Origin of the sequence: Streptomyces soli (genome assembly GCF_003999195.1) — a bacterium.
GTDB lineage: Bacteria > Actinomycetota > Actinomycetes > Streptomycetales > Streptomycetaceae > Actinacidiphila > Actinacidiphila soli.
Map to the genome: position 1 here is coordinate 1 of NZ_RJVR01000020.1, position 3,178 is coordinate 3,178.

General features: G+C 74.8%; 1 protein-coding gene and 1 pseudogene. Both read right to left on the bottom strand.

Annotation, left to right across the window (positions count from 1 at the left end):
* Window positions 1-1,280, bottom strand: a pseudogene (locus EFK10_RS01185) (ABC transporter permease); the annotation flags it as partial.
* A gap of 1 nt (window position 1,281) precedes the next feature.
* A partial coding sequence (locus EFK10_RS01190) for an FtsX-like permease family protein (RefSeq protein ID WP_164835752.1) occupies window positions 1,282-3,178 on the bottom strand: 1,897 nt, incomplete at its 5' end.

Sequence of the window (3,178 nt, forward strand, 5' to 3'; positions counted from 1 at the left end):
CCGGCCGGCACCAGGAGCACCGCGAGCAGCGCGCCGGCCACCGCTGCGGGGACGGCCACGGCGGCGGTCTCGCCGAGCAGCCGCAGGCCTATGCCGGGCAGGCTGCCGCCGCGAGCGCGCAGCAGGTCCAGCTCCGCCTGCCGCCGGGCGACCGCGAGTCCGCCGGCCATGAGCAGCACCGCGGCGGCGACCGTGCCGACGCCCACGGCGGCGATCAGCACCAGCGGTGCGGCGGCGGCCCGTTCCTGGGCGAAGGAGGCGAGCAGGCGGGTGAGGCCGTCGTCCTCGACGGCCACGCCGGGCTGCCGGGCCGTGGACCCCAGCCGGATCGCGGCGGGTCCATCGCTCAGTCCGCCGAGCACGGCGCGCACCGCGGGGACCTGGTGCGCGTTGAGCGCGGCGGTGTCGGCGGGGTGGTGCCAGTACAGCTGGGCGCCCCCGTCGAGGCCGAGCAGGACCGGTGTGGCGTTGTCGTCGATGAGGGCGGTGAAGTGCCAGTAGTAGGTTGGCTCGTCGCCGGGTTGGGTCGGCGGCACGGTGATCAGCCTCGGCGCGATCAGGTCTGCCTCGGCGTTCCAGTACGCGGAGCCCGGGCTGCGGGGCTCCACGATCCCGGTAATCCGTACGGTCAGTGGCACTCCGGTCACCTGCGTGAGATGGACGGCGGAGCCGGTGTGCAGGCCGAGCACCTTGGCGGTTCCGGCGGTGAGCGCGGCCTCGACGGTATCCGGCGTGGTACGTGAGCCGGGGAGCCGCCCGCTGACGAGCCGGGTGCGGCGGCCGAGGCCGGGCTGGGCGACCAAGTCGGCCTTCGGGTCGGTTTGAGGCGTCGGCCCGGGCAGCAGCCCCAGGTCGCTGACCGGGGCACCCTTCGCATTCCGGACCCCGTATACGGTATTCGTCCAGTCCAGAGCCAGCGGCTCCCGTATGGTCCGCCGGAACGCCTTCTCCGTCGCGGCCATCGCCGCCGGGCCCAGCATCCCCTCACTGCTGGGCGACACCCACCCCTGCGAGAGGGTCGTCGACACGGTGACACTGCGGTCCGCCGGCGAGGCGTGGCTCAGCGAGTCGCGCAGCGCGGCGTCCTCGTACGCGTCCACGGCGCGCGGTAGTCCGGCCGCAAGGAAGGCGGTGACCAGGACAAGCGCGGCCAGCGCGAGCGCCGCGCCCGGCGCGGTGCGCAGCCGGGTGCGTATCCAGGGGGCCTCCGGACGAATGGGCCGGCGAACCGTACGGCGAATCAGACGGGGAACCAGATGGCCAAGGCGAGGTGACGGCACCTCACTCACCTCCCTGACGTCGCAGCGCCTGCGCCGGGTTGCCCGGCCGCAGCGCGGTGACCACGACCACGACGATCGGCACCACCGCCACGGCCGCCAGCAGGCGCAGCAGTTGCGGGGCCGGGAGCTGGACCAGGACGGCGGGCACCGGGCGGGTGGCCTGGGCGGTCAGGACGATGAGCGGGACCACGAGACGGGTCAGCAGGCCACCGAGAGCCACGCCGACGGCTATCGCCACGAGCACCAGCAGGCCCTGCTCAGCGGCGATCACCCGCGCGAGGCCTCCCCGGGAGGCCCCCAGCGCGCGCAGAACCGCGAACTCCCCGGCGCGTTCGCGGACCGTGCCGGCCGCTGAGACGGCGAAGCCCGCTGCCGCCAGCAGCATCGCGGCGATGACGGCGGCCGGGAGCGCGGACTGCGGGCCCGCGCCGAGCGGGTCGGCGCTCAGCCGTTGTCGCTCCTCCTCCCGCACCAGGACGGTGTCGATATCGCTGCGGTCGCGCAGTGCCGTCGCCACCTGGGCGGCGGCCCCCGGATCGGTGGCCAGCCACCATTCGCCGGGCTCCAGGCCGGCCAGATTCCGCTCCTCCAGGGCCTGGTTCACGGCGCGGAGGTCGAGCAGCAGGGCGCCGCCGTCGGTCGCGGGCTCATCGGTGGCGGTGGCGGCCGTCGTGGGCAGGGAGTGGACGGTGCCGGTGACACGGACCGTCAGGTCGGCGCCTCCCAGGTTGACCTTGACCGAGCTGCCGGTGTGCGCGCCGGTGGCCCGGAGGAAGGCGTCGGTGGCGACCCCGGTCAGCGCGGGGGCGGCCGGGGTACGGGCGCGCAGCGTGAGGGTGGCGGTGTCGGATCCCGGCGGGGTGTAGTTCTGGAAGGGCTCCTGCCCGGTGTCGTAGCGCACGGTGAGAGGGGTGTCCGCGCCGGAATCAGGCTTCCAGGACCGGGACTTCGCGTAGCCGTGGCCGGCGGCGCTCGGGAAGTCGGCGTTGTCGATCCGCGTTGCGGCCGTCCACTCCGAGTCGCCTGGCACCGGCACGGCCCGCGTGCTTCCGTCCGCCGCGACCGTACGGAGGCTGCTGATGACGAGCCGGTGGTGCTCGGTCCGCCGGGGGACGAGGTAGTCGGCCTGGATGCCGGTGAGCCGCAGCGGCCCGGCGGGGGCGGCCCCGCTGGCGAGACCGGACCCGGCGGCGAAGTCGGCGGTCAGCACGTGGGACTTGCCGTCGGCGGGCAGGTCGCGCAGCAGGAAGGAGTAGGGGACGCCGAAACGGTCCTCGAAGGTCGCGGTGATGCTGTCGGTGACGCCTTGGCCGGCCGATCCGAGGGCTTCCAGGCGGGCGGCGATCCGCAGTTGAGCCGCGTCCTCGGTCAGGACGAAGCCCGCGCCGGCAGCCTGCGTCCGCAGTGGCCGCGTCAGTTGTGCCAGGGACTGTCGGGACAGGTCGTCGCGCAGCCGCATCACCTTGGCGGCGGCCTCGGTGTCCGTCGTCAGGACGGTCGCCGACCGGCCCTGTGACAGCGACACGTCGGTACGGTTGGCGGGCATGACGGCGGAGACGCCCTTGACGCCGTCGTACAGCCCGCCCTGCCCGAAGGGCGGAGTGGTCGAGCCCGTGACGCGTACGTCCGTGCCCACCGCGAAGTCCGCCTGGTCCCGCTGCGAGCGGGACCAGCTGGTTGCATCCCCGATCGCGAACATGCCCATGGCCACGGCGAGTACGAGCAGCAGAACCGGACCGGTGCCACGGCCGGGCCGGCGGGACAGCTGCCAGCCCGTCAGCGCCGTCGGCAGACCGCGCGCCAGGACCGCCAGCCGCTCGCCGAGCCGGGCGGCGGCCGGCAGCAGCCGCAGCGCAAGCACCGTGCCGGCCAGCAGGCACAGGGCGGGGGCGGCCACC